We start from the raw sequence: 22,151 nt of genomic DNA on the forward strand, positions 1-22,151 counted from the left end.
CCATGTTCTTGGGCGGGGTGGGCGGGGGGGGTGTTTCTCTTTTTCCTCCTCTCCCCCCCCCCCCCCCCCCCCCCCCCCCCCGACAGCGGTCCCGAGGCCTTCCGCACGCTGCTCACCGAGGTTCGCAGCCGCGGCTACGCGGTCGAGGACGAGGAGGAGCAGGCCGAGGTGGCCTGCGTGGCCGCGCCCTTCTTCGACGCCGAGGGGCGGGTCGCCGGCTCGGTCGGCGTGACCGGGTTCTCCCGCGACCTGCGAGGCCGGCGGCGGAAGCAGGCAGCGGTCGGAGTGCTGCGGGTGGCGGCGGAGGTATCCCGGCGGCTCGGATGTCCGCCGGCGGCATTGCCAGCGGCGAAGGCTGTCTCCTAGTATCCGTGAAACGGAAGATTTCTCCCGGATACTGAAGGGTGGCGCCCATGGCGTCCGCCGTGCGCTGGGCCGAGACCGACCGTCAGACCCTCACCAGGCAGCTCCCCGAGGCGATCGTCCTGCTGCCGGTGGGCGCCACCGAACAGCACGGCCCCCACCTGGCCACCGGAACCGACGCGCTGATCGCCGACAGCCTGTGCGCGGCCGCCGCCGGCCAGGCGGCGAACCGTTGCGACCGGCCCCTCCTCGTGGCGCCGACCATCCCGGTCGGCGCCTCCGACCACCATCTCCCGTTCGGCGGGACCCTCTCCCTCACCCCGGAAACCCTCACCGCCGTCCTGGTGGACCTCGCCCGTTCGGTGGCCGTGCAGGGCGGCCGGCGGCTGGTGATCGTCAACGGGCACGGCGGCAACGTGGGCGTCTGCCACGCCGCCGCGGCGGCGGCCAGCACCCGCTACCACCTCGCGGTCGGGCACATCGACTACTGGCACCTGGCCGACGCGGAGCAGCACGTACCGGTGCCCGGCCACGCCGGAGAGTTCGAGACCTCCCTCGTGCTGACGCTGCGTCCCCACCTCGTGGGCGACCCGCCGCCCCGACCCGAGCCGCCGCAGCCGCCCGCCGTGCCCGGCGTCGACCTGCACACGGCGGCGGTGTGGCAGGCCATCGACGGCTACACCGACCGGCCCGGGGCGGCCGACGCCGCAGCCGGGAAACAGCGGTTCGACCGGCTGGTCGCCGGTCTCGCGGACCGGATCGTCGACCTGGCGAGGATCCTGTGATCGACTTCCACACCCACACCCCGGCGTGGCGCACCGCCACCTGGCTGGGCGGCGCCCCGTTCAGCGCGGACGACTTCGTCGCGTTCATGGACACCACCGGCGTGGACCAGGCAGTCGTCCTCAGCCACGACGGCCTGTTCGACCCCCGACCGGAGGCCAACGACGAACTGGCGGCGTTCGTGGCGCGGTACCCGCAGCGGCTGGTCGGCTTCGGCACCGTGGACCCGCGCCACCCGGATGCGGCGGCCGAGGTCGACCGCATGATGACCGTGCTCGGCCTGCGCGGCCTCAAGCTGCACCCGTGGCTGCAGGGCTTCAGCATGCACGAGCCCTCGCTGGACCCGATCTGCGAGATGCTGGCCGCCCACGACGGGATCCTGCTCAGCCACGACGGCACTCCGCCCTACTCCACGCCCGCGCAGATCGCCGCGCTGGCCCGCCGGCACCCGAGCCTGCCGGTCGTGCTCGGTCATGGCGGCCTGCACGACTGCTGGCGGGAAGCGCTCGCCGTGACCCGCGAGACCGCCAACCTCCACCTGTGCATCTGCGGCACCCCGCCCTACGCCGCCCGGCGGATCCTCGCTGAGGCGCCGGCCGACAAGGTGCTGTTCGGCACCGATGCCGGGCTGTCGGACCGCAAGAGCCAGGACTACGCGGTGGCCCGGGTCGCCGAGATCGACGGCTGGGGCATCACCGACGCCCAGCGTCGCGCCATGCTGGTGGACAACCCCCGGCGCCTGCTCGCCCGGACGACCCGATGACCGCGACGATCGCCACGGTTCAGACCCTGCCGGTGAGCCTGCCGGTGCACCCGGGCCTGGTGGTCCGGGGCGCCCGTGGCGTGCACGACCGCTCGGACTTCCTGCTCGTACGGGTCGTCACCAGCGACGACATCGTCGGGTACGGCGAGGTGAGCGGCACGCCACTGTGGAGCGGTGAGGACGGCACCAGCGCCGACCACTTCATCCGCCGCCTCCTCGCACCGGCCCTTGTCGGGCAGCCGCTGACGCCGGTCGGCGCCCTCGAAATGCTGATGGACCGGCTGCTGGCGGGAAACCCCTTCACCAAGGCGGGCGTCGCCACCGCCCTGTGGGACGCCCACGCCCGCGCCCTGGGGGTGCCGCTGGCGGTCGCCCTCGGCGGCTCCTACCGCGACCAGGTCCCGATCAAGCTCTCCCTGTCCGGGGACGGCCCAGCCCTCGACCGGGTGTACGCCACGGCGCACGCCCTCGGGTTCCGCGCCTTCAAGGTCAAGGTGGGACTGGGCGTGGCCGGGGATGTCGCCCGGGTCGCCCGGGCGCGGGAACTCGTCGGCCCGGACGCCTTCCTCGGCGTGGACGCCAACGGCGGCTGGTCACGCGCCGACGCGGCCCGCGCCGTGCGGCAGCTCGTCGACCACGGCGTCCGATTCGTGGAGCAGCCGGTCGCGCCGGCCGACCTGGCGGGCCTCGGCGCATTGCGCGGACAGGGGATACCGGTGGTCGCCGACGAAGCCGTCTTCGGCCTGGCCGACCTCGTCGCCCTGGTCCGGGCGGAGGCCGCCGACTGCGTCAGCCTCTACATCGGCAAGAGCGGCGGGCCGGGCCGGGCGGTCGCCATGGGTCGGCTCGCCGGGGCCTTCGGCGTCGAGACCCTGCTCGGCTCCAACGGCGAATTCGGCATCGGCGCGGCGGCGCAGCTGCACGTCGCCTGCGCGCTGCCCACCCTGTCGGAGTTCCCGTCGGACATCATCGGCGCCCACTACTACCCGCAGGACATCCTGGCCCGCCCCTTGGACAGCGACGGAACGACCGTCCGTCTCGGCGCCGAGCCCGGGCTCGGGGTGGTGCCCCGTCCCGATCTGGTGGACGCCTTTCAGTGAAGGTCTGGTGAAGCCGTGATCATCGACGTACACACGCACACGCCCACGCACCGCGAGGCGGTCCCGCCCGAGCAGCGGCGGATGTTCACCGGATGGCGGACCGACCGGGACGTGGTCACCACGAATTCCTGGGCGGACTACGACGCGGCGACGGCTGCCGCGGACCTCTCCATCGTGTTCAACATCGCCGTGCCGGATCCGCTGGCGGCGACCGGGATTCCGCACCCGCCGGAGCGGACCAACGACGCGACCGCCGAGTTCGTGGCCGCCGATCCCGCCCGCAGGATCGGCTTCATGTCGGTCAACCCCCTGGACCCGGACGTCTTCGAGGAAGCGGAGCGCTGTCGCGAACTGGGCCTCGTCGGGGTCAAGCTCGGCCCCAACTACCAGAACTTCGACCCGCTCTCACCGCCGGCGCTCGCGTTCTACGACTACTGCCAGCGGCTCGGCCTGCCGATCCTGTTCCACCAGGGCGCCTCACCGATCCGGGCCGCACCGCTGCGTTACACGTACCCGCTGGTCACCGACGAGGTCGCGCTGCGCTTCCCGGAGCTGCGCATCGTCATGGCGCACATGGGGCATCCGTGGGGTCGGGAGACGGTGGTGACGATCCGCAAGCACCCGCACGTCTACGCGGACGTGTCCTCGATCTACCTCCGGTCGTGGGTCTGCTACGAGTCACTGCTGGCAGCCGTCGAGTGGGGCTGCACGCACAAGCTGCTGCTCGGATCCGACTTCCCGATCGCCGACACCGCCGAAGCCGTCGCCGGGCTGCGCGGGGTCAACCGGATCCTCGACGGCACCGCGCTGCCGCGCGTGCCCGCGGAGCTGATCGAGCGGATCATCCACGCCGACGCGCTGGACGCGCTCGGGCTGCCCCGCCCGTCGGCGACCGAAGCCGTCCCGGGAAGCGGGGGGAGATCGACGTGATCATCGACGCGCATGTGCGGCTGGGCCAGGGTCGAGAGGTGTCCCTGAGCGTGGCGGAGTTGCTGGCGACCATGGACGAGCTCGGCATCGACCGCGCCCTGGTGGCACCGGACGAGCGGGGCGTGGCGTATCACAACCGGGGCGGCAACCTGGCGGTCGCGGCGGCGGCCGCGCGGTCGGCGGGCCGGCTGGTGCCGTACGCGGTGGCCAATCCGTGGCGGGCCGCGGATGCGGTGGAGGAGTTGGCCCGGGCGCGCGACGCGGGCGCCCGGGCGCTGCACGTGGACAGCGTGCTGCAGGGCTTCGACCTCCTGGACGGGCTGGTCGACCCGCTGCTGGAGTTCGCCGCGGACAACGGGTGGCCGGTCTACGTCCGTACCGGCACCCCACCGAACGCGTTGCCACTGCCGCTGGCCACGCTCGCCCGGCGGTACCCGGACGTGCCGTTCATCATGGGCCGCAGCGGTGCGACGGACTTCTGGATCGACGCCGCGCCGGCGCTGCGACACGCCCCCAACCTGTACGGCGACACGTGTTACGCGCCGTGGGACACGGTGCTCGACGAACTCGGCCGCGATCCCGAGATCGGCCCCGCCCGGCTGGTGTTCTCCACCGACGCGCCCTACGCCGTGCCCCGGGCCGAGCTGCGCCGGGTCCTGGACTGGCCGATCGACGAGGCCGCCCGGCGGGATGTGCTCGGCGGGAACCTCGAACGCCTCCTGGGCTGAGCGCGGCCGGGGGCTTGTTACGGATCGACAGAGGCCATAACCTTATCTGACAATCAGAATACATATTCGACATATCGAAGGGTCGGACTGGTCGGCCGGTTCGGAGAGCGAGGGACGGTGCGCGGACAATGAGTGCTACGCCAGCGACGACCTCCCGGCCCGGGCCCCTACCCGCCGACACCTCGACCGGGGACGACCCCGCCGCCCTGGTACGCGGCGTGTCACCGGTCCTGGCGGTGCCGTTCACGGCCAGCGGCGACATCGACCCCGACGGCTTCCGCCGGGTGGTACGCTACGTCCTCGGCACCGGGGTGAGCAGCATGATGTTTCCCGGCTTCGCCTCCGAGTTCTACAAGCTGGCCGAGCACGAGCGGCGCACCCTGACCGACGTGCTGCTCGCCGAGACCGGTCCGCGGCCGGACGTCGCGGCCATCATCGCGGTCCAGGATCACGCCACTCGGCTCGCGGTGGACCGGGCGCGCGAAGCCATCGCCGCGGGCGCGGACCTGATCAACCTGCTGCCGCCGCACTTCCTGTCGCCGCCACGCCGGGCGCTGGTCGCCCATGTCCGCGCCGTCCTCGACGCGGTCGCCCCGACCCCGGTGGTCCTCCAGTACGCACCCACCGAAACGGGCACCAACCTCGACAGCGCCACTGTGGCCGCGATCGCGGCGGCGCACCCCAACCTTCGACTGGTCAAGGTGGAGTCCAGCCCGCCCGGCCGCCTGATCGCCGAGCTCGCCGCCCTCGACCCGCCGCTGCCGTCCATCGAGGGATACGCCGGGGTGCAGCTGCCCGACGCCATCCGCCGAGGAGCGGTCGGCACCCAGCCCGGCTGCTCCTTCACCGAGATCTACCACGAGATCTGGCGCCGATTCAGCGAGGGTGACCACGCCGGGGGAGAGGACCTGCACCGGCGGCTCCTGCCGTACATCTCCTACTGGATGCTCGACACCGAACTCATCGTCGCCGCCGAGAAGCACATCTCCTTCCGCCGCGGCCTGATCGGCAGCGACCTGTGCCGCGGTCCGGCCCACGAGCTGGACGCCGAGGAACGCCGCATGATCGACCGCTTCCTGCTCGAATTCCAGGACCTTTTGCCCGACCTCTCCGGCTGACCGGACATGCCGGCGGGGCCGGGACAGGCCACCCACCGCCCGAGGTCGAGGCCGCAGGCCGACGCCGCACATCACACGCCACAAGGGAGGCAGCGTCGATGGACCAGCCACCAGCCGACACCGCGTCGCCGTACGCACTGGTCACCGGCGCCGGCAGCGACATCGGCGTGGCCATCGCCCGCGCGCTGGCCGACGCCGGCCTCCACGTCGTCGTCAGCGACCTCGACCCGGACCGGGCCCGGCACGGGGCCGAACAGGTGCCCGGCGGCGTCGCCCTCGAACTCGACGTCCGATCGACCGGCGCGGTCAATCGCGCCGTCGCCGACCTCACCGACCGGCACGGACCCCTGGCGGTCCTGGTCAACTGTGCGGCCGTCTGCGCCAACGAGCAGTTCGAAACCATCACCGAACCGACCTGGACGGCGGACCTCGACGTCGTGCTCGGCGGCGCGATCCGGATGTGCCAGGCGGTCCTGCCCACGATGCGGCAGGCGGGACGGGGAGCGGTGGTCAACGTCGCCTCCGTCAACGGCCACCGCTACTTCGGCAACGACGTGTACAGCGCCGCGAAGGCCGGTCTGCTCAACCTCACCCGCGCCCTCGCCGTCCAGTACGGCCGCTTCGGCGTACGGATCAACTCGGTGTCACCCGGCACCATCGCCACCACCGGCTGGAACGAACGCCTCCGGATCCACGCCGACGCGCTGGAGGCCGCCCGCCGCTGGTACCCGATGGGTCGCGTCGGCACCCCCGAGGACGTCGCGGACGCCGTGGCCTTCCTGGCTTCCGACCGCGCGTCCTGGATCAACGGCACCGACCTCGCGGTGGACGGCGGGCTCCTCGCGGGCGCGCACGCCTTCGCCGCCGACATCGGCGCCAGAACAGTTCACTGACGGAGGTCGCGGTGGCAGCGATCTGCATCGACGCCGGCACCACCATGCTCAAGGCGGTGGGGTACGACGACCGCGGCCGGGAAGCTGTCGTCGTCCGGCAGCCGACGCACGTCCTGCACCCCCGGCCCGGGTGGGCCGAGCAGGACATGGTCCAGGTGCGCGACGCGGCGTTCGGGGCGGTCCGCGCGGTCGCCGACCAGCTGCCCGGTCCGGTCGAGTTCCTCGCCGTCACCGCCCAGGGCGACGGCTGCTGGCTGATCGACCGGCACGGCGCCCCCACCGGTCACGCCGTCCTGTGGAACGACAGCCGGGCCGCGCCCACGGTCCAGCGGTGGGCGGACAGTGGCCTGCTCGGCGAGGCGTACCGCCGCAACGGCTGCGTCACCTTCCCCGGACTGCCCAACGCGATCCTCGCGTGGCTGCGCAGCCACGACCCCGACCGGCTGGCGACCTCCACCGCCATGCTCACCTGCGGCGGCTGGCTCTTCGCCCAACTGACCGGCGCCGTGGTCATGGAGGAGTCCGACGCCTCGGCACCCTTCGGGGACCCGCACCACCCCGACCGGTACGACCACCACCTGCTCGATCTGTTCGACCTGGGCTGGGCCGAGCCGCTCCTGCCCCCGATAGCCGGCGACGGCCGGCGGATCGCCCCGCTGCGCGACGGCGTCGCCGCGGCACTCCACCTGCCCGGCGGCACACCCGTGGTCGCCGCGCCGTACGACATCGCCGCCACCGCGATCGGCGTCGGCGCCGTACGACCCGGCCAGGCGTGCACCATCCTCGGCACCACCCTCTGCACCGAGGTGGTGACCGACCGGTTCACGCCTGGCCCGGAACCACTGGGCCTCACCGTGGCACTGGGCGTGCCGGGACGACGCCTGCGCGCCCTGCCGACCCTGGCCGGCACGCAGATCCTCACCTGGGCCTGTGACCTGCTCGGCCTGGCGCGGCCCAGCCAGCTGATCGACCTCGCCGGTCACACCCCGGCCGGCCCCTCGGGCCTGGTGTTCCTGCCGTACCTGTCCCCGGCGGGCGAACGTGCCCCCTTCCTCGCGCCGCGGGCCCGAGGCGCACTGCTCGGCCTCTGCCTGGACCACGACCGGGAGCACATCGCCCGGGCCGTCGTCGAAGGACTCACCCTGGTCATCCGCGACTGCCTCGCCGCCTCCGGAGTCACCCCCGCCGAGCTGCGCGTCTGCGGCGGCGGCGCCGCCAGCGACACCTGGACCCAGCTGATCGCCGACATCGTCGGCCTGCCCGTACGCCGCTGCACCGACACCGAGATCGGCGCCCGGGGCGCCTTCCTCGTCGGCCGCGCCGCCACCGGCGCGGCGGCACACGTCGAGGCGGCGGTCGCCGAGTACGTGGACCTGGGCGATCCGGTCGAGCCCGACCCCACGCTGACCCACCGCTACGACACCCTGTTCGAGCACTTCGTACTCCTCCGACGGCACGCCGCGGGATCCTGGGCCGACCTCGCCACGCTTCGCCGGGAGGCCGGCCGTGCCGCGTGAGGGTGACGTCTGGGTCGGCATCGACGTCGGCACCCAGAGCGCCCGCGCCGTCGCCGTCACCTCCTCCGGTGCCGTGCTGGGCCGGGCACGCTCGGCGTTGACCAGCCGCCGCCTCGGCAACCGCCACGAGCAGGATCCGCAGCAGTGGTGGACGGCGGTCACCCGCGCCACCCGCCACGCGCTCAGCGCCGTACCGGTGGGGGCGGTCGGGGGAGTGGCGGTCGCCGGCACCTCGGGCACGGTGGTCCTGCTCGGGCCCACGGGCACGCCGGTGACCCCCGGCATCATGTACGACGACGCCCGGGCGGCAGCGGAGGTTTCCCGGGTGAACGAGGCGGGGGCACACCTCTGGGCGGAGCTGGGTTACCAGCGGATGCAACGCACCTGGGCCCTACCCAAGCTGCGCTGGCTGCTCCGGCAACCGTACCGCCCGGAGACCGGCCTGACGCTGGCACACCAGAACGACCTGATCAACCGGCGGCTGGTCGGCCACCAGGTGGCGACCGACCTCAGCAGCGCCCTGAAGACCGGGGCCGATCTCGTGCGGTGCGCCTGGCCGCGGGATGTCTTCGAGGCCCTCGGCATCCCGGAGACCCTGCTGCCCCCGCTCGTTCCACCCGGCACCCGCCTCGGTGCCGTCTGCGCCGCCGCCGCCCGGGAAACCGGCCTCCCCGCCGGCACACCCGTGTACGCCGGCACGACCGACGGCTGCGCCGCGCAGCTCGCGTCCGGCACCCTGCGGCCCGGCAGCTGGAACTCCGTCCTCGGCACCACCCTCGTCCTCAAGGGGGTCACCGAGTCTCCCCTCCGCGATCCCACCGGAGCCGTCTACTCCCACCGCGGACCGCACGGAACCTGGCTGCCGGGCGGCGCCTCCAGCACCGGCGCCGGGGTCATCGCCCGCGAATACCCACCCGACGACCTCCCGGCACTGACCCGCGCCGCCGCCGCGTACGAACCCGCCACCCCCGTGTGCTACCCGCTCCTGGCCGCCGGCGAGCGGTTCCCCTTCGTCGCCCCAGCGGCCCGCGGCTTCCTCGCCAGCACGCCGCGCGACGACGCCGAACGATTCGCCGCCGTGCTGCAGGGCATCGCCTACCTGGAGCGGCTCTGCTTCGACCACCTCGACCTGCTCGGCGCTCCGCTGCACGGGGACATCGCGCTGACCGGCGGCGCCACCCGCAACGGCTACTGGAACCAGATCCGGGCCGACATCCTCGACCGGCCGGTCGTGCTGCCCGACGACGTCGAGCCCGCCCTCGGGATGGCGATCCTCGCGGCGGCCGCGGACCGGGACCTCACCGCGACCGCGGCCGCCATGGTCCGGATCCGCACCGTCGTCGAACCCCGCCCGGGAGCAGCAGACCGGTTCCTGCCGGCATACCTACGGCTGGTCGACACTCTCGAACGACTGGGCTGGCTGCCCACGGCCACCGCCGTCCACGCCCGCAACAGGTCGACCCGATGACGAACCTCGTCCTCGTACGCCACGGCGAGACGGTCTGGCACGCGGAGAACCGGTACGCCGGCAGCAGCGACGTGCCGCTCACGCCACGCGGACACCGGCAGGCCGAACAGCTGGCGGCCTGGGCGGCGACCGCACACCTGGCCGGAGTGTGGACCTCGACGCTGAGCCGCGCCCACCGCACCGCGCAACCGTGCGCGGACGCGGCCGGGGTCCACCTCGCCGTCGACGCGCGCCTGCGCGAGCTGGATTTCGGCGCGGGGGAGGGGCTCACCCGGGCGGAGATGCGCCAACGGTTCCCCGAGGCACTGGACGCCTTCGTCGCCGATCCCGCCGCCCACCACCTGCCCGACGGCGAGGACCCGGTGACCGCGGCGCGCCGGTTCGTCGACTGCCTGCGCGGCATCGCGCATCGGCACCCGGACGGCCGGGTGCTGGTGGTGTCCCACGGCACGGTCATCCGCCTCGCGCTGTGTCACCTGATGGGCCTCCCGCTGGGGCGGTACCGCCAGGTGTTCCCCGTCCTCGACAACTGCGCCGTGACCGAGATCGGGCTGCACGCCGACCTCTTCGCACTGCTCACGTTCAACGCGCGGCTCACCCACCAGACCCCACCGCCGGGAGGTGCCTGATGGCTGTCCGACTGCTCGCCGCCGGCGACCACTTCGTCCTCAACCGCCTCCTGGTCGACGCGCTGCGCGCCGCGGCGCCCGACGAGATCGAGATCCGCCGGTTGGAGCTGCCGTGGCCGATCGAACCGTTCGGGCCCGTCGCGGAGGTCGACGAAGCCTCCGGAACCGAGGACGAGCTGATCGCGGCGCTGCACGGCGTCCAGATCTGCGTGACCCAGATGGCGCCCCTCACCCGGCGGGTGCTGCACGCCGCCGCCGACCTGAAGCTGATCTGCGTCACCCGAGGCGGCCCGGTGAACGTCAACCTCACCGCCGCCACCGAACGTCACGTCGCGGTCTGCTCCGCCCCGGGACGCAACGCCACCGCCACCGCCGAGCACACGATCGCCATGATCCTCGCCGTCCTCCGACGCGTACCCGCGACCCACGCCGACCTCACCCGCGGTCGTTGGCGCGGCGACCACTACCGGTACGACAGCGTCGGGCCGGAACTGAGCGGCAGCACCGTGGGGCTGATCGGATACGGCGCCGTCGGCCGCCGCGTCGCGCAGGCGCTGCGCGGATTCGGCGTCCACCTCCTCGTCCACGACCCCTACCTCCCGCCGCACCAACTCGGCGACGAGGTCGAGCCGACAACCCTCGAGGACCTGCTGTCCCGCGCCGGCATCGTCTCGCTGCACGCCCGCGTCACCCCGGAGACCACCCGCATGATCGGCGCCGCGCAGCTGGCGCTGATGCCGCCGGGCTCGGTCATCGTCAACTGCGCCCGGGGCGCGCTTCTCGACTACGACGCCGTCTGCGACGCACTCGACCGTGGGCACCTGTTCGGCGCAGCCTTCGACGTCTTCCCGCAGGAACCGATCCCCGCCGGGTCGCGCCTGTTCAGGACGTCCGGCGTCGTCCTGACCCCGCACCTCGCCGGAGCCAGTAGGCAGACGGCCGTGAACGCCGCCCGGACAGCCGCCGACGAGGTCGGCCGGTACCTGCGGCGGGAGCCGTTGCGCCACTGCGCGAATCCGCAGGTGTACGGCTGACCGGTCAGGCTGTCGCGGAGATGCCCGCAACGCGCGTCGAGCGGGGGCGGATCAGCAGCAGGATCAGCAGGCCGGCCGCGCACAGCGCGGCCCCGATGCCGTACGCCAGCCGGTAGCCGACGTGCGCGGAGAGCCCCACCAGCGGGCCGGCGATCACCGCGCCGATCGGGAACGTGTTCGTGAACAGCGTCGTGGCCCGGCCGGGCTGCCGCGGCAGCATGTCCTGCACGTATGAGATGCCGAGACCCGACACCGCGGCGATGAAGAGCGCGTTGACGACCTGCGCGAGACCCAGGACCCAGATGTTCGGTGCGCAGGCGGCGATCACGTAGTAGGCCACGCCGCACCCCGCGCCGACGAGCACCGGCAGGTGGAGTCGCACCCGCGTGGTCAGCGCGCCGAGTCCGAGCATCAACGGGATCTCCAGGGCTGCGCACAGCCCGAGGATGAAACCGGCATCCGACGGATCGCCGCCCAACTCTCCGCCGATGAGCAGCGGTAGCGCCTGCACCCCGAGGGTCAGCGGGCACTGCAGCATGGTGAACGCGGCCACCGTCAGCGCCAGTACCCACCGCGACACCTCGGGCGCGCCTCGACCGTCATCGAGGTCGCCGGCCGTGACCGCGGCCGGCCCGGTCACCTCGTCCAGCCGGAGGGTCGCCACCAGGGCCGCCACCGCGTACATCACGGCGGCGAAACCGTAGACCAGCCCGAAGCCCCCTGCCCGCAGCAGGAACGCGGCCAGCGGTGGGCCGGCCACCCAGGCGAGCGAGAAGACGGTACGCATCGTGCTGATGCCCATCGCGGCCCGCTCGGGTCTGTCCCGTTCGAGCACCTGGCGGGCGTAGGCGAACGCCTGTGGGAACAGCGACCCCGCCAGTGCGGTCGCGGTCATCGTCAAGGCCAGCAGGATCCAGTAGTCGCGCACGAACGCGGTCAGGCCGGAGCTGAGCGCGCCGGCCAGGGACGCGCCGATGAGCAGTCTCCGGCGGATCGCCCGCCGGTCGGACAGCCGCCCGACCAGGGTGGCGACGAGGACGCCCGACAGCGGGGCGGCGATCAGGAACACCGTGACCCGGAGCGGGCCGGCGTGTACCGCGGTGCTCAGGAACAGTGAGACGAAGGGCATCACCACCGCGGTGGAGATACCGACCGTCAGAAAGACCAGCCCCAGAGACAGCAGGCCGCGACTGACCGGCCGGGTGGGCGGCCTGGTGTCCAGGGCCATGCGCCGGACTGTACGCGCACGCCCTGCCAGGGTCGATCGGGATTGCGTGGTGCCGCGTGGATCACCGTCACCTGAGAGGCTGGCGCGATGAGCGTGTCGAGGCCCAGCACTCCGGGCCCCCGGGCAGCCGAGCTGGCCGAGCTGGTCACCTCCTGCCCGTGGCTGCGTCATGTGCTGGCCGTGGTACGGGAAGCCGGCCTACCGGACGCGTGGGTCGGGGCCGGCGTGCTTCGCGATCTCGTCTGGGGCACGCGGTACGGAAGCGGCTTCCACCCGCGGGACGTCCGGGACGTCGACGTGGCCTTCTTCGACCCGGACGATCTCACCCCCGGCAACGACGTCGCGGCAACCGAGCTGCTCCGGCGCCGCGAACCGACGGTGCCGTGGGAAGCGACCAACCAGGCCGCCGTGCACACCTGGTACGAGAGTGCGTTCGGCGCGGGACCGGTCGATGCCCTCCGCTCCGTGGCCGATGCCGTGGCGACGTGGCCCGAGACCGCCACCTGTGTCGCGGTGCGTCTCGACCGTGCCGAGGCACTGCACATCTGTGCCCCGCTCGGGCTGGACGACCTGCTCGACGGCGTATGGCGGCGCAACCCACGCCGAATCACCGTCGAGCTGTCCCGAGCCCGCCTGGCCCGCCACCAACCGCACCGACGATGGCCGAAGGTGACGGTCACGCCACCCTAGCCGCCGTCGCACCGGCGATTCCTTGTCAGGCTCGGTCGGCGGTGACCTCGTCGCCGACGCGGATCTCACCGACGGTCAGGGGGATGAGCCGGACGCCGAACCAGGTGCGCCCATGTTCCTTGCGATGGCGGGCGAGGGTGCGGATGGGCTCCTTGCCGGTGGTGAGGGTGTCCGGGTCGATGAGGGTCAGTTGGCAGCGGTCGCAGCGTTCGGCGAAGCGGAAGCTGACATCGCCGATGCGGAGGGTGCTCCAGTTGTCCTCGGCGAAGGGTTCGATCGGCCCGTCGATGACCACGTTGGGCCGGAACCGTGCCATCGGCAGGGCCGGTGGCGCCTGCTCGCCGCCCTCGGCGGCGCCCTCGCGGATCCACTCGTTGAGGCGGCGCAGTGAGGGCAGCGTGGCGGCGAGGAGTGGACCGGCGTCGGACAGGTTCAGCGGGTCGTCAGGGCGGCCGCCGTGGTCGGCCGACACCGGCCGGCGGCGGGGGTCGTCGAGCCAGCCGAGCCGTACCGGGCGGTGGAGCTGAGCCGACAGCCACTCGTGGGCCTCGTCGCCGGCGAGCCGCACCGTGTCCAGCCGGGAGACGGCGGTGGCCACCGGTTGCCCGTCCGCCGGTTCGGCGACGGTGAGGATCGAGCCGTCCAGCCCGGTGAGGGTGATCGAACCGGAGGCCGGCACGGCGGTGACACCGAGCATCCGGTGTTCCTCGCGCGCGGTCAGGTAGCCGCCGTCGGCGGTGAGGACGAGCCAGCGCCGGTCATGGCGCAGCCCCCACGGCTCGACCGCGGCATGGTCGACGCCGACGCCGCCGAGCGATTTGACGGGGTGGAGGTGCACGGCGGTGAGGCGCATGACGTCGACCCTAGGGCGTGGGGGAGGGGGCGCCGAACTCGCCTCAACCGACGTGGACAGCGAAGGGGTCGACCGGCCGCTGGACGCGTCCCGTCAACCCCTTCACCTGCCCACCAGGGGCGTGCCTACCTACTTGCCGCCACCGGCGCGGAAAGCGATCCAGGCGTCGCTCATCCGGTCGGCCTGTCCGGCCGTGAACATGTTCATGCAGGAGTCCTGCGTGTAGTCCATGAAGTTGTGGATCGGGTCCAGCCCGGGCGCCGCGCAGGTGTCCGCGCCCACCGGGCAGTTGAACTGCGGCGCGGCCTCCCGCGGAGTGTCCGCGACGTAGTCGCCGGAGGCGGAGCACCCGTGCGCGAAGGTGTGCTCCAGCATCAGCCAGTGCCCGACCTCGTGCGTCAGCGTGTCACCCAGGGCGTACTTGCCGGCCGTGCCGCCCGGCATCGACTCGTCGAGCATCACCACGCCGTCGATGTAGTCCCGGCCGTTGTTGTAGCCCTTCGGGAAGTACGCCCAGCCGAGGAGCCCGCCGCCGATGTTGGCCGCGTACACGTTGAGGGTGCGGGCGTCGCCGGTGTACAACGCCTTCTTCATGTCCCGCTCGTTCTTGCCCGGCACGACCGTGTACCAGTCGCTGTTCACCGTCCACGTCGTGCTGACGAGGGAGAAGCGGAACGGCGTGTCGGAGGCGTCCGCCGCCGTGTCGCCGGCGAACGAATCGTTGAGCACCGTCATCTGCGCCGCGATCAGGGTGTTCCAGCGGTCCGTCTCGGCCGGGCTGAGCGGGTGGTCCGAGACCATGTGGAAGACCGTGGGGATGGAGACGCTGCCGTCCGGCAGGCGCGGCGAATCCTTGATCACGCCGTAGGCGTTCGCCTCGTTCTCCGAATACAGCTCCGGCTCCTGTGCGGTGGCGCCTTCGGCCACCCGCGCCGCGCTGTTCGCGGCGCCCGGCTCGCACGCCGTGACACCCGCGGAGGCGGTCGCGGGCGCTGCCGTGGCCACCGCCGCGGAAGCTCCCCCGGCCGCCACGAATGTCGCAGCGGTGGCGGTCAGGACCGCCAGTTGGAACGTCGGTCTTTTGCGCATCGTTGCACCTTTCACACAAGGGAGATGTGGGGGACAGAGTGCGGGGTGAACAGATCGCCGCGCCAATGTGACCCACATCCTCGTCCGGCTATAAGACCATGCCAGGGGCGTCGACAACAGACCACGGGATCGGGGGACGTCACCCCCGGAAGATGCCGCTCCCGGTCGCCGGGGGCGGTCAGGCCGTCCGCGGTCCGCGGCCGATCGACAGCAGCAGGCCGGCGGCGGTCAGGGCGGCTCCGGCGACGACGGCGTAGGTCGGAAGGTTGGCGGGGAGGCCCAGGTAGACGGTGATGCCGAGGATGCGGGACAGGCCCCACGGCAGCAGCGCCAGCTGGTCGTTCCACACCGTCAGCGCGCGCTCCAGACCGACCGTCGTGACCAGGGCGGACAGCACGCCGAGCGGAACCCCCGCGGCGGTCAGGGTCAGCCCGACCGCGCGCTGACGCCGCAGGCCGTACCGGTCGCGCAGGACCACGGCGGTGGCCACGAACAGCCAGCAGAACGCCGCGAACGCGACGGTGACGTGGACCGCGCGCAGGGTCGGCGCGGTCCAGAAGGCGAACCAGTATCGTCCCGGCCCGCGTCCGGCGAGCGCCACCAGCAGCAACACGCTGCGCAGCAGCGCGACGCCGCCGACCACGGCCCACAGGTGGAACGGGTCCCGCCGGCCGACGACCAGGCGTACGACCAGGGCGAACAGTGCCCAGCCGCCGAGCGTGACCAGCAGGTGCGCGGGGGCGGCGAACCAGGTGAACACGAGCCGGCTGGCCACCAGCACCACGACCGGGACCAGCCACACCAGCAGCCGGTCCGCCCTCGTCGCGGGCGCCGGCAGCGCGGCGACCCGCCACGGCCGGACCGCTCCGAGCAGTAGCCCGCGCGCGGCCGCGCCGCCGAACCCGCGCCCGCGCAGGCCGAGCAGCACCAGCATCAGCATCAGCACGAGCAGCACCCGGGCCGCCGACGCCATGGCCGGGTCCCGGTCCGCGCGCTGCGCGCCGAGGTCGGCGGCGGTGAAGTTGTACGCGGGCAGGTCCAGGTCGGTGCCGTAGCGCTGCCGGTGCGCGTCGCGCGCGCCGCGGTACGCCGTCTCGGCCTGCCGCCAGCCGTCGTAGGCGGCGGGGGAGCCGCTGTCCAGCCACTGCGCGTGCCGCAGCACCATGCTCCGGTAGGCGCCCAACGTCTCGAAGAGGTTCACCTGGTAGTCGAGCGTGCCGGTGAAGCGCCGGCGCAGTTCGGCGTCGCGCCACGTCGCCGGGTCGGTCGCGGCGACCAGGTCGCGCATCCGCCGGGCCAGCCTGACCGCCTGTTCGCCCTCGTCGATCGCCGCGTCGACACGACCGCCGGTCACCGTGTAGATGCTGTCGAGGGCGGCGGAGTCACCGGTCGGGATGTCCCACTCGAAGATCCACATCATCGGTGGCGGCTCCAGCCCGAGCGCCCGCACCGACTCGTCGGCGTACGGCCCGATGTAGAGACCCGTGGTGACCGCCTGCCGCGACAGCGCCATGGCCTGCCCGATCGCGGCAACGGTGTCCGGGTCCGCGGAGAACGTGCGGTACGCCCAGTCCGCCGTGACCTGCGCCGGGTCGGCGTCCGGATCCCAGGCCAGCCGCCCGACGGCGTACGTGTTGAGGTCGTACAGCTGCCAGAAGCCGGCGCGCAGGTAGAGCGACATCGGTCCGGCGCGTAGCGGGCCGCCGTCCTGGGTCCAGTTCCAGACGCCCTCGACCCTCGGGTTGGCGGCGAGGAACTCCCGCAGCGCCCGGCGGTGCAGCGGGCCGAGGTCGTTGGGCAGCGCGCCGAACCCCTCGAACTCACGCCGGGCCTGGAACTCCACGATCCGGCGCTGCGCACCGGCCAGCAGGGTTGAGTTGAGCGGCAGGTGACTGTAGAAGTCGCCGAGGGTGTACTTGGTGGACACGATCAGGTGCGGGTCGTCGAATCCGCCGAGCACCTGCGCGTACGACTCGGGGTTGGTGTGCAGGTCGCCGACCGCGCCGACGCCGACGGTCCAGGTACGGAAGATGATCTCCCTGCCCGCCCGCCCGGCGGTGTCCAGCAGGGCCCGCAGCATCGCGCGCACGGACACGTCCGTGGTGACCGCGAGCTTCGACGAGTAGTCCCAGCCGTCCCCCGCGTACACCGCGCCGCCCTCACCGATGCGGACGATCAGGCCGTCGACGAACGGCATGCTCTCGAACAGTTCGGCCAGCCCGGCCTGGTAGACCGCCCACAGCCGGGGATCGGTCACGTCGAGCCCGCCGACGGTCCTCGTCAGGTACGCCTCGAGCGGTGGCGACACGGCGAGCATGTCGGTGAGCAGGAAGATCTTCACGCCCATCTCCTCGGCGTACCGGAAGACCGGGCCGAACGCCGCCACCATCGCCTTCGCGCGGTCGACGTGCGGGTCGCCGGGCGGATACACCGCGTGCCCGTCGCCGACCTTCGCGAAGGTGACGTACTCCAGGAAGCCGGGCAGCACCACGGCGTTGTAGCCCTGCGCCACCGAGTGGTCGACGAACTGCCGGAACTGCGCGCCGATGCGGGCCACCGCGTCGGCCTCCACCCACGGCGCCCGTGGCAGCAGCGCCGGCCCGACCACGTCGGTGTTGAGGCTGTAGTCGTCGCCCGCGGCGAAGGCGGCCGGGGCGGGCTCGCGGCCGACCGAGCCCGCGTCGGTGAGCCGCAGGCCCAGCCGGGGCGTGACCAGCCGGCCCGCGTCGGCGGCGGGCAGCGCCTCGGCGCCGGAGCGGATCCGGTCGGCGATCCGGTACAGCCCGGCCGCCGTACCCGCGATGTCGGCCCCCTCGACGGCCAGCTCGGTCCCGCGGACGCTGACCCGGTACGACTCCGGCGTCCTGGTCAGGGTGGCGAGCACGGCGGCCCGCAGGGTTGCCACCGCGGAGAGATCCGGACCCGCCGAGGCGGCGGCGGTACCGGCCCGGCGGGTGCCGGTGGCCGGCCCGGTCGTCGGCTGCGCGGCGGTGGCGGACCGCGCGGCGGTGGTGGCCCGCAGTGTCGGGCCCGGCGTGGCCGGGGTGACGGCCGGGCGGGGCCGGCCGCGGGAGGCGAGCGCGTCGGCGACGGCGGACGCGGCCTTCAGAGTGCGCGGCTCGTCCGGCACGACGACGGCTGCCAACGGCGGCGCGGGTGCCGCCACCCGCCGCGGCGCGGCGGTGGCGTCCTCGCGCGGCACGGCGGCGGGAGTGTGGCTCAGCCCGAGCGCGTCGCCGACGCCCCAGGCCACGCCCGCGCCCAGCAGCAACAGGACGATCGCCGCGGCGAGCAGCGGGTACGGCTTCCGGACCGGAGAAACCTGAGTCACGCTCGCAGCGTAGTGGTGCTTCGGCTGCCGCTCCGGGCCCGTTTTCCGGGCGTCGCCGGCCGTTCGTCTCTTCGGTTTCCTGGGGTCAGGACAGTCCTGACACGAGTTCGGCGACGTCGTCGGCGCAGCCGTAGGACAGCGTGACTCCGGCGCCGCCGTGGCCGTAGCAGTGCACCACCGGACCATGGTCGGTGAACTCGTTCTCCAACCGCACGGCCGGGCGCGCGGGACGCAGGCCCACGCGATGGCCGAGGATGCGGGCCCTGTCGAGCGCGGGCACCAGTGCGGTGCACCGCTTCAGGATGTCCGCGGTCGTCTGCGGTCGGACGGCCAGATCCTCGTCGCCCTCCTCGGCGGTGCCGCCGAGCAGCACCGTGTCGATCCTGGGTACGACGTAGCTCAGTCGTTCGGGGTCGTTCTGGTCGAGCAGCCACCCGGTCAGGCCGAACTGGGCGACGACGATCACCTGCCCCCGCACCGGCCTGAGCGTCTCGTCGTGGACCAGCTCCCGGGAGCCCAGCCCGGTGCAGTTCACCACGGCGTGCACGTCCTCGAAGGCCCGGGCCAGATCGTCCACGTACCCGGTCCGGACGGCGACCCCCGCCGCTTCCATCCGATCCAGCAGCCACGGCAGATGCACCGCCATGTCCACCACCGGAACGCTCAGCTCGTAACCGTCGACGTAGCCGTCCGGCAGTCGCTCGGCGGTGACCCGACCCAGCTCGGGAACCGCATCCCGCCACCACGGGTCAGGGGCGTGCCGGCGGAACAGCTCCTGCCCGACCCGCATCCGCACGCCGGCGGACGGATCGGAGGTCAGGCCGCGCAGCACCTGATAGGTGGCCGCCGACCATCGGGTCACGTCCGCCTCGGGGTACGCGCGGTAGGGGTACCAGAGTGCCGCCGCGACCGACGAGGTGGTGCCCTGCCCCGTCGCCGCGGCCACCACGTCGACCTGATGACCGGCTTCCGCCAGCCGCAGCGCGCTGGTCAACCCCACGACACCGGCACCGACGACCCTGACCCTCATGCCTGAAGATCACACCACATCCCCGTTCCTTCCAGGTGGCAGTCGGAAGACGTGCCAGGCGGGACATGACTGCCTCGGCCTGGGACAAATTCGGCAGAACAGGCGAGCCGGTGACGACCAGCAGGGCGAGCAGGCTGCCGCGTAGGCCGGGAGATCCTCGGGCGAATGACGGCCGCGGCGGCACGACCGATGAGCATGCGGCACCGCCGGCGGTTCCTTCGCGGGTGGCCTTCGCGGATGGCCGGATTCCCGGGCGTGGCCGTGGTACGAGTGCTCAGTGAGTACTGACGGCCGCCGACCGGGCGCCAGCCGGTCACGGCGTGATCGGGTATCGGAGAATGTGAAGGCCACCGCCACCAGGATCCGGGGTCGAGGTGGCCAGGCGGGCCGACTGCGGCTGCATCAGCTCGAGGTGGCCCTCGTGATCTCCCTGCAGGCCGGACTCGCCGCGGCCTTGTCCTGGGCGATCGGGCACGACGTGCTGGGCAACCCCGCGCCGGTCTTCGCGCCCTCCGCCGCGGTGGGCACGATCGTCGCCGCGCTCGGCCAACGCGCCCGCCGTACCGCCGAACTGCTTTTCGGCGTCGGGCTGGGCATCGCCACCACCGACTTCCTGCTGAAGATCCTGGGCACCGGTTTCTGGCAGACCGGGCTCATCGTCGGAGGTGCCATCCTGGCCACGCTCCTGCTGTTCGGCCGCAGCGGGGCGGCCGTCGGCCAGGCCGGCGGCACGGCGGTTCTGCTCGCGACCCTGGCCCCCGCTCAGAAGGACCTGGAATGGCCGCGGATCGTCGAGGCGGCGGTCGGTGGCGTGGTCGGCCTCGTGGTGGTCGCGTTGCTGCTGCCGATCAACCCGATGCGGATCCTCGACCGCGACGCCGCCCCGATCTATCAGTGTCTCGCCGGCCAACTGAGGGAGGTCTCGGCAGCGCTGTCGACCCAGGACCAACAGCGGGCGGTGCGCGCGCTGGACACGCTCCGCGCCATGGGCCCCGAACTCGACCGGATGCACCAGGCGCTCAGCGGCGCCGAGGAGGTCGTCAGCCTGGCACCCGCCCGATGGCGGCGCCGCCAGGACGTGGAACGCTTCGCCCGCGCGACCGTCTACCTGGAACGAGTCATCGAACACAGCCGAGGTCTGGCCCGCCGGTCGGCGATGGCGCTGCAGTACCACGAGCGGATACCCCCCGACCTGTCCGTCGGCGTCGGCCACCTGGCCGACGCGGTGGAGCTCCTGCGCCGTGAGCACCGCGCCGGGCGCCCCACCGAACTCACCCACGAGAAGATACGTGGCGCTGTGCAGCAGGCCGGTCGAGCCCGAGCACGGGGAGTCAGCGACTTCGGCGATGCCGTGGTGACCCAGCTACGCACCGCCGCGAGCGACCTGCTCCGGGCCACCGGCTGCGACCCGACATCGGCGAACCAGGAGGTACGGGACGCGATGCGGCACGGCGCCGACTCCGTCCCGGCAGGTGGCTCGCCCGACTGAGAACAGCCCGCGCGGGGGCGGGTGGTGGTTACGGCTTGCGTGCCACCCCGGCCCAGTAGTAGGCGGCGTAGGGGTCGGCCGGAGCCTCGCCGTCGGGCCGCCAGGCCATTACGGGTGCCATGCCCGGCTCGATGAGCTCCCAGCCGTCGAAGAACCGCTCGATCTCGTCCCGCGTACGCGGAACCAACGTCATGCCCCCGTGGGTGGCCGCCGCGACGGCGGCGCCCATCTCCTCCGGATTGAAGTCCTGGGTGGGGTGACTGATCGCGAGACAGCTGCCGGACGGCAGCGCGTCCATCAGGGTCCGCAGCCTGGCCGCCGGGGCGTCGTCGTCGCTGAGCAGCATGAGTACGGCGATGAGGGTGAGCGCCACCGGCTGGGTGAGATCGAGGGTGTCGACGAGCGTGGCGTCCTCGAGGATCGCCTCCGGTGTGCGGAGGTCGGCGTGGATGTAGCTGCTGCGCCCCTCCTTCGTGCTGATCATCAGGGCCCGGGCGTGGGCCAGCACGATGGGATCGTTGTCGACGTAGACCACCCGGGCCTCGGGCGCGATCGACTGGGCGATCTCGTGCAGGTTGGGGCGGGTGGGGATGCCGGTGCCGATGTCGAGGAACTGCCGGATGCCCCGGTCGGCGACGAGGTGACGAGCGACCCGGTGCACGAAGCGGCGATTCTCGGACGCCATCTGCCGCAGCGTCGGGATCGCCCCGATCATCGCCTCGCCCATAGCCCGGTCGACTGCGAAGTTGTCCTTGCCGCCGAGCCACCAGTCGTAGACCCGGGCGGAGTGGGGGACGCTGGTGTCCACGGTCGGCGGACCGGCCTCCTCGGTCTGCGCACCACTACCCGACACGACGGTCTCCCTTCACCGGCTCGCTCTGCCGGTCCAAGATAGACGGTTCGCGCGTCGCCCGTGGCCCGAGGGAGCACGCGCTCGCGGACCCGCAATCGTCGCAGGCGGCCGCTCGGCCGGTGGTGCCGATCGCGACGGTGGCAGCGTGCCTGATCCGGCTGGTGGTGTCGAGCCGGATGCCGGCTGCGCCTGCTTCGTGGACAACCGGCATGTCTCTCGTGAGGTCACGACGGCACTAACATCGGCCCGTGGTCCAGCTGGA

20 protein-coding genes are annotated in these 22,151 nt (G+C 72.8%); 14 read left to right on the forward strand and 6 right to left on the reverse strand.

The genetic code is table 11. The annotated features are described in order from the left end of the window. The first annotated feature begins 30 nt into the window (after window positions 1–30). From ACZ6S5_RS23585 to ACZ6S5_RS23640, 12 genes are all read left to right on the forward strand, one after another. Window positions 31–366 carry an IclR family transcriptional regulator domain-containing protein gene (locus tag ACZ6S5_RS23585; protein ID WP_466003836.1) on the forward strand — a complete coding sequence of 112 codons (336 nt, stop codon included), beginning with the start codon at window positions 31–33 and terminating at the stop codon, window positions 364–366. A gap of 47 nt (window positions 367–413) precedes the next feature. After that, window positions 414–1,148: a creatininase family protein gene (locus ACZ6S5_RS23590; RefSeq protein WP_466003734.1), complete on the forward strand. Its 735-nt coding sequence runs from the start codon at window positions 414–416 to the stop codon at window positions 1,146–1,148. Next, entirely contained in the window at window positions 1,145–1,909 is a 765-nt protein-coding gene (locus tag ACZ6S5_RS23595; RefSeq protein ID WP_466003735.1) for an amidohydrolase family protein, read from the forward strand. The genes ACZ6S5_RS23590 and ACZ6S5_RS23595 overlap by 4 nt, the downstream gene beginning before the upstream one ends. Then, window positions 1,906–3,009 carry a mandelate racemase/muconate lactonizing enzyme family protein gene (locus ACZ6S5_RS23600; protein ID WP_466003737.1) on the forward strand — a complete coding sequence of 368 codons (1,104 nt, stop codon included), beginning with the start codon at window positions 1,906–1,908 and terminating at the stop codon, window positions 3,007–3,009. The genes ACZ6S5_RS23595 and ACZ6S5_RS23600 overlap by 4 nt, the downstream gene beginning before the upstream one ends. 15 nt (window positions 3,010–3,024) lie before the next feature. Further along, the gene (locus tag ACZ6S5_RS23605) at window positions 3,025–3,939 is read left to right on the forward strand and encodes an amidohydrolase family protein (protein WP_466003739.1); all 915 of its coding nucleotides are present in this window, start codon (window positions 3,025–3,027) and stop codon (window positions 3,937–3,939) included. Next, complete coding sequence (locus ACZ6S5_RS23610; protein WP_466003741.1) at window positions 3,936–4,667, forward strand: amidohydrolase family protein; 732 nt, start codon at window positions 3,936–3,938, stop codon at window positions 4,665–4,667. Before ACZ6S5_RS23605 ends, ACZ6S5_RS23610 begins: the two co-directional genes overlap by 4 nt. A gap of 128 nt (window positions 4,668–4,795) precedes the next feature. Then, on the forward strand, window positions 4,796–5,785 hold the full coding sequence (locus ACZ6S5_RS23615) for a dihydrodipicolinate synthase family protein (RefSeq protein ID WP_466003742.1): 990 nt from the start codon (window positions 4,796–4,798) through the stop codon (window positions 5,783–5,785). Window positions 5,786–5,883: 98 nt separating this feature from the next. Continuing rightward, on the forward strand, window positions 5,884–6,678 hold the full coding sequence (locus ACZ6S5_RS23620) for an SDR family NAD(P)-dependent oxidoreductase (RefSeq protein WP_466003744.1): 795 nt from the start codon (window positions 5,884–5,886) through the stop codon (window positions 6,676–6,678). Window positions 6,679–6,689: 11 nt separating this feature from the next. Beyond that, the gene (locus ACZ6S5_RS23625) at window positions 6,690–8,195 is read left to right on the forward strand and encodes an FGGY family carbohydrate kinase (RefSeq protein ID WP_466003745.1); all 1,506 of its coding nucleotides are present in this window, start codon (window positions 6,690–6,692) and stop codon (window positions 8,193–8,195) included. Beyond that, window positions 8,185–9,663 (forward strand): FGGY-family carbohydrate kinase, encoded by a 1,479-nt coding sequence (locus ACZ6S5_RS23630; protein WP_466003747.1) that lies wholly within the window; start codon window positions 8,185–8,187, stop codon window positions 9,661–9,663. Before ACZ6S5_RS23625 ends, ACZ6S5_RS23630 begins: the two co-directional genes overlap by 11 nt. Beyond that, window positions 9,660–10,292: a histidine phosphatase family protein gene (locus tag ACZ6S5_RS23635; protein WP_466003749.1), complete on the forward strand. Its 633-nt coding sequence runs from the start codon at window positions 9,660–9,662 to the stop codon at window positions 10,290–10,292. The genes ACZ6S5_RS23630 and ACZ6S5_RS23635 overlap by 4 nt, the downstream gene beginning before the upstream one ends. After that, a complete protein-coding gene (locus ACZ6S5_RS23640) occupies window positions 10,292–11,326 on the forward strand; it encodes a 2-hydroxyacid dehydrogenase (RefSeq protein WP_466003751.1) in 1,035 nt (344 codons plus the stop codon). Before ACZ6S5_RS23635 ends, ACZ6S5_RS23640 begins: the two co-directional genes overlap by 1 nt. 4 nt (window positions 11,327–11,330) lie before the next feature. Here the strand turns inward: ACZ6S5_RS23640 and ACZ6S5_RS23645 are convergent, their stop codons facing one another. Beyond that, window positions 11,331–12,554: a sugar efflux transporter gene (locus ACZ6S5_RS23645; protein WP_466003753.1), complete on the reverse strand. Its 1,224-nt coding sequence runs from the start codon at window positions 12,552–12,554 to the stop codon at window positions 11,331–11,333. Between the two features lie 87 nt (window positions 12,555–12,641). Between ACZ6S5_RS23645 and ACZ6S5_RS23650 the strand changes: the two genes are divergently transcribed. Continuing rightward, window positions 12,642–13,244 (forward strand): nucleotidyltransferase family protein, encoded by a 603-nt coding sequence (locus ACZ6S5_RS23650; RefSeq protein ID WP_466003755.1) that lies wholly within the window; start codon window positions 12,642–12,644, stop codon window positions 13,242–13,244. A 25-nt stretch (window positions 13,245–13,269) separates the two neighbouring features. Here ACZ6S5_RS23650 and ACZ6S5_RS23655 read toward each other — a convergent pair whose 3' ends face one another. The 4 genes from ACZ6S5_RS23655 to ACZ6S5_RS23670 form a co-directional block, all read right to left on the reverse strand. Continuing rightward, entirely contained in the window at window positions 13,270–14,097 is an 828-nt protein-coding gene (locus ACZ6S5_RS23655; RefSeq protein WP_466003757.1) for an MOSC domain-containing protein, read from the reverse strand. 129 nt (window positions 14,098–14,226) lie between these two features. Further along, window positions 14,227–15,186, reverse strand: a complete 960-nt coding sequence (locus tag ACZ6S5_RS23660; RefSeq protein WP_466003759.1) for a zinc metalloprotease — start codon at window positions 15,184–15,186, stop codon at window positions 14,227–14,229. A gap of 178 nt (window positions 15,187–15,364) precedes the next feature. Continuing rightward, the gene (locus ACZ6S5_RS23665) at window positions 15,365–18,517 is read right to left on the reverse strand and encodes a hypothetical protein (RefSeq protein WP_466003761.1); all 3,153 of its coding nucleotides are present in this window, start codon (window positions 18,515–18,517) and stop codon (window positions 15,365–15,367) included. Between the two features lie 85 nt (window positions 18,518–18,602). Beyond that, window positions 18,603–19,547 (reverse strand): FAD-dependent oxidoreductase, encoded by a 945-nt coding sequence (locus ACZ6S5_RS23670; protein WP_466003762.1) that lies wholly within the window; start codon window positions 19,545–19,547, stop codon window positions 18,603–18,605. A 421-nt stretch (window positions 19,548–19,968) separates the two neighbouring features. On the opposite strand from ACZ6S5_RS23670, the gene ACZ6S5_RS23675 reads away from it, so the two are divergent. Beyond that, window positions 19,969–21,036 carry an FUSC family protein gene (locus ACZ6S5_RS23675; RefSeq protein WP_466003764.1) on the forward strand — a complete coding sequence of 356 codons (1,068 nt, stop codon included), beginning with the start codon at window positions 19,969–19,971 and terminating at the stop codon, window positions 21,034–21,036. A gap of 28 nt (window positions 21,037–21,064) precedes the next feature. On the opposite strand, the gene ACZ6S5_RS23680 is transcribed toward ACZ6S5_RS23675, so the two are convergent. Continuing rightward, window positions 21,065–21,889: an SAM-dependent methyltransferase gene (locus ACZ6S5_RS23680; RefSeq protein ID WP_466003766.1), complete on the reverse strand. Its 825-nt coding sequence runs from the start codon at window positions 21,887–21,889 to the stop codon at window positions 21,065–21,067. Window positions 21,890–22,151 lie beyond the last annotated feature (262 nt).

The organism is Micromonospora sp. NPDC051924, from assembly GCF_055586005.1.

Excerpts from the sequence above, each read along its gene's own strand:
- ACZ6S5_RS23600 (WP_466003737.1), top strand. The coding sequence starts at position 1,906 with ATGACCGCGACGATCGCCACGGTTCAGACCCTGCCGGTGAGCCTGCCG.
- ACZ6S5_RS23655 (WP_466003757.1), bottom strand. The coding sequence starts at position 14,097 with ATGCGCCTCACCGCCGTGCACCTCCACCCCGTCAAATCGCTCGGCGGC.
- ACZ6S5_RS23590 (WP_466003734.1), top strand. The coding sequence starts at position 414 with ATGGCGTCCGCCGTGCGCTGGGCCGAGACCGACCGTCAGACCCTCACC.
- ACZ6S5_RS23620 (WP_466003744.1), top strand. The coding sequence starts at position 5,884 with ATGGACCAGCCACCAGCCGACACCGCGTCGCCGTACGCACTGGTCACC.
- ACZ6S5_RS23615 (WP_466003742.1), top strand. The coding sequence starts at position 4,796 with ATGAGTGCTACGCCAGCGACGACCTCCCGGCCCGGGCCCCTACCCGCC.
- ACZ6S5_RS23670 (WP_466003762.1), bottom strand. The coding sequence starts at position 19,547 with ATGAGGGTCAGGGTCGTCGGTGCCGGTGTCGTGGGGTTGACCAGCGCG.
- ACZ6S5_RS23660 (WP_466003759.1), bottom strand. The coding sequence starts at position 15,186 with ATGCGCAAAAGACCGACGTTCCAACTGGCGGTCCTGACCGCCACCGCT.
- ACZ6S5_RS23645 (WP_466003753.1), bottom strand. The coding sequence starts at position 12,554 with ATGGCCCTGGACACCAGGCCGCCCACCCGGCCGGTCAGTCGCGGCCTG.
- ACZ6S5_RS23650 (WP_466003755.1), top strand. The coding sequence starts at position 12,642 with ATGAGCGTGTCGAGGCCCAGCACTCCGGGCCCCCGGGCAGCCGAGCTG.
- ACZ6S5_RS23640 (WP_466003751.1), top strand. The coding sequence starts at position 10,292 with ATGGCTGTCCGACTGCTCGCCGCCGGCGACCACTTCGTCCTCAACCGC.
- ACZ6S5_RS23635 (WP_466003749.1), top strand. The coding sequence starts at position 9,660 with ATGACGAACCTCGTCCTCGTACGCCACGGCGAGACGGTCTGGCACGCG.